This is a genomic window from Halorubrum sp. AJ67 (assembly GCF_000513435.1).
In genome coordinates this window covers 115,888-118,827 of sequence record NZ_CBVY010000014.1, presented here as the reverse complement: position 1 = coordinate 118,827, position 2,940 = coordinate 115,888, and the positions used below count along the sequence as shown (strand labels likewise).

Genomic DNA, 2,940 nt, shown 5'->3' with positions numbered 1-2,940 from the left:
CGTCTCGCAGCTGCTGACGGAGCTGGACCGCGCGGGCGACAACCCGAACCTCGTCGTTCTCGCGGCGACCAACCGGCGGAACGCGCTCGACCGGGCGCTGCTCCGCCCCGGCCGCTTGGAGACGCACGTCGAGGTGCCCGAGCCGGACCGCGAGGCGCGCCACAAGATCCTCGACGTTCACACCCGCGAAAAGCCTCTCGTCGACGGTATCGACCTCGATCGGCTCGCCGACGAGACGGAGGGATACTCCGGCGCGGAGATCGCCGCCCTGTCGCGGGCCGCCGCGATGCGCGCCATCGAGCGCGTCGCCGACGAACACGGCGAGGCCGCAAACGACCACGCCGACGAGGTCGGCATCACCGAGGCCGACTTCGACGCGGCGCTCGAATCCGTCCGCCCCGAGACCGCCTGATTGCGGCCGTCGCGGAAATCATCCGCTAGATTTGTTGAAATCCTCCGCAGTTGATCGTTGTTCACGCTCAATGGGTCAATACAGGTAACGTAGAGAATATTCTGCTAGATCGGTGCGGTGGCGCGCGCCTCCGAGCGCCCTTTTAAGGGCGCGAGGAGCGCCGCGCGAGGGAGTCAGTCGCCGGAGCGAAGCGACGGCGACTGACGAGGCTGGGGAGGTGTGAGGTGCGGTTGCGGTGCTGTGCGGGGTGGGAATTGAAGGGGCAGCCGCGAGGCGGGCACAGGCGACGGAAGCACTGGAAGGAGCGAACGGAGTGAGTGACTGAAGCGCGCACCGAGCGTGCGCCCGCCTCGCGGCTGGGGCTTCGGCGGTGTTCACCGCGCCAGCAACAATCCCATTCCCATCACCAACATCAGACACGAAATAACCGCCTTATAAGCACGCTTCACAGACCGGCTGTTCCAGCTCACTTTCCCTCCGCAGAATAGGATTTCCACGGAATCTGTCCGCTCAGTCCTCTCCGGTGGACGCGTCCTCGGTGTCTCCTGAGGATCCGTGGCCGTGGGCGTGTGCGCCGCCCTCGCCGAGCGGGCCCGCGCCGAACTCGTCGACGGGGGTGACGCTGTAATCGACCGTGAGCGTGTCCTTCGTCGCGCGCACCTTCCCCACGAACGTCGATATCTCCTCCAAGCCGCCCTCCAACACGAACAGCTCCATGCAGTACTGCGAGCCGACGTGGCTGTGGAAGTTCGAGGCGACGATCCCCTCGTGTTCGTGGCGCAGCCGCATCATTCGCTCTTCGACGCTTGTCGTCTCGTAGTTGAAGAGGACGGTCACCACGGCCATCAAGGCCCGGTCTTCGAGTTTCGCGTCCTCGAACTCGCCGAGAAGGTTCCGGGAGGCCTCGCGGACGACCTCGCTGCGGCCGGTGTAGCCGTGTTCGTCGGAGAACTGGTCGATCCGTTCGAGCAACTCCTCGGGCATAGACACGCTGACGACTGTCATGTATTAACCTAAACCGCAGAAGTTGTTAATCCTTGAGGTTCGGCTCGTCGCGCTCCGCTCCGCCCTCGGGTCGGTCGTCATCCTCCGGCTTTCCCCCGCCGTCGATCCGCTCGCCGAGCCACGCGTAGTGGTCGAGCAGCGCGGTCTCGCCCGCCTCGGTGAGCGTATACACGTCGGCGATGCCCTCGGTCCGCCGGTCGAGGTAGCCGCTCTCGACGAGCGCGGAGAGGGTCCCGTAGAAGGAGCCGGGGTCGATCCGCTCGTCGTAGTGCGATTCGAGCCGGCTCTTCGCGGACTGCGCGCGAAGCTCGCCGTGGTCGTACAGCAGCGCACAGAGGTCGCGGCGGCGGCCGCTGTGGAACCACTTCGCCATACGACCGCTCTCTCGCGACGCCTCACGACGGTTTCGATCGGAACTGCCCGGCCGCCGGGCGGAACGTCGAAATGACATACCATGTCGTGTCAAGAATATTCTTCTCCAAATGTCGTCTATACTGAAGAATAACTGAGCGAATAACGTATAATATGTGTATATATGTGGTTCTACGGAACGTTTTTACTCCCGATCGTCGCACGAAACGATATGCGCGAGACGATCGAACGGCTCGTCTGCCGACACCGGTACGAGCGACGCGCGGTGGTTATCAACCCCGACGAGGTCGTAGAGCGCTGTCCGAAGTGCGGCAAGGAACGGGTTCGGACGCAAACGGGATCGTAGCGACGGCTCAGGTCGGCCCCACCAGTTCGTCGAGGCGGTCGACGCGCCGGTCGCCGAGAACGCACCGCCCGCGGTCGTCGTGGCCGACGCGCTCGACGTGGACCGCGTCGAGTCCGGCGTTCCAGGCGGCGGCCACGTCACTCTCGCCGTCGCCGACGTAGTAGCCGCGGGCGGTCCGAGGGTCGACGCCGAGCTCGTCCATCGCGGCCTCGATCGGGTCCGGGTCGGGCTTCCACCCCGTCTCGTCGGTGCAGCAGACGACCGCGTCGAAGCGGTCGTCGAGATCGACGCGGTCGAGGACGGGGTCGGCGAGGAACTCCTGACAGTGGGTGACGAGCCCGGTCGGGCCGCCGACCGCCGCCACGTGGTCGAGCAGGCGCGCGGCGTCGTCGTGGAGGTACGTCGCCTCCGCACGGGCGACCGGGTCCTCGACGGCGTGGAACGCCGGCCAGAACGCGTCCGGGTCGACGCCGATCTCGCGGAGCGTCTCGCCGCGCGGCCCGCCGAGTCCGTGCCAGAGGACGTACGCCTCCCGGTCGGAGAACTCGCGGCCCAGTCGGTCGCCGACGCGGTCGAACACCGTCCGGGTGTACTCCCACTCGGCATCGACGAGGGTCCCGTCGAGATCGAACAGGTGGAAGTCGTAGTCGGCGACGGCCATCGGGGACCGTTCGTAGGCAGGGTGCGGATAAGTGCGTTGCGGGTTCGCCCACCGTCACGCCGCCCGTCCGTCACCCTCCGCTCGTCACTCCCGGACGTGGACCGAGGATCCGAGGTACTTGCGGACCACTTCATCGACCGACTC

General features: G+C 66.4%; 5 protein-coding genes. 2 read left to right on the top strand and 3 right to left on the bottom strand.

Features of this window, described 5'->3' with window-relative positions; all coding sequences use genetic code 11:
• Positions 1–412: AAA family ATPase (locus tag BN903_RS11560; RefSeq protein WP_048077867.1), on the top strand; the 412-nt coding region annotated here is incomplete at its 5' end.
• Between the two features lie 510 nt (positions 413–922).
• Here BN903_RS11560 and BN903_RS11555 read toward each other — a convergent pair.
• Together BN903_RS11555 and BN903_RS11550 are read right to left on the bottom strand one after the other, a co-directional pair.
• Positions 923–1,417, bottom strand: coding sequence for a CopG family ribbon-helix-helix protein (locus tag BN903_RS11555; protein WP_048077866.1), 495 nt, complete (start codon positions 1,415–1,417; stop codon positions 923–925).
• 25 nt (positions 1,418–1,442) lie between these two features.
• Positions 1,443–1,790 (bottom strand): PadR family transcriptional regulator, encoded by a 348-nt coding sequence (locus tag BN903_RS11550; protein WP_048077865.1) that lies wholly within the window; start codon positions 1,788–1,790, stop codon positions 1,443–1,445.
• Between the two features lie 210 nt (positions 1,791–2,000).
• On the opposite strand from BN903_RS11550, the gene BN903_RS18345 reads away from it, so the two are divergent.
• On the top strand, positions 2,001–2,135 hold the full coding sequence (locus tag BN903_RS18345; RefSeq protein ID WP_255331287.1) for a hypothetical protein: 135 nt from the start codon (positions 2,001–2,003) through the stop codon (positions 2,133–2,135).
• Between the two features lie 7 nt (positions 2,136–2,142).
• On the opposite strand, the gene BN903_RS11540 is transcribed toward BN903_RS18345, so the two are convergent.
• Positions 2,143–2,796, bottom strand: coding sequence for an HAD family hydrolase (locus BN903_RS11540; protein ID WP_048077863.1), 654 nt, complete (start codon positions 2,794–2,796; stop codon positions 2,143–2,145).
• Positions 2,797–2,940 lie beyond the last annotated feature (144 nt).

Coding starts and splice junctions, on each gene's coding strand:
- BN903_RS11555 (WP_048077866.1), bottom strand. CDS start 1,417: ATGACAGTCGTCAGCGTGTCTATGCCCGAGGAGTTGCTCGAACGGATC.
- BN903_RS11550 (WP_048077865.1), bottom strand. CDS start 1,790: ATGGCGAAGTGGTTCCACAGCGGCCGCCGCCGCGACCTCTGTGCGCTG.
- BN903_RS18345 (WP_255331287.1), top strand. CDS start 2,001: ATGCGCGAGACGATCGAACGGCTCGTCTGCCGACACCGGTACGAGCGA.
- BN903_RS11540 (WP_048077863.1), bottom strand. CDS start 2,796: ATGGCCGTCGCCGACTACGACTTCCACCTGTTCGATCTCGACGGGACC.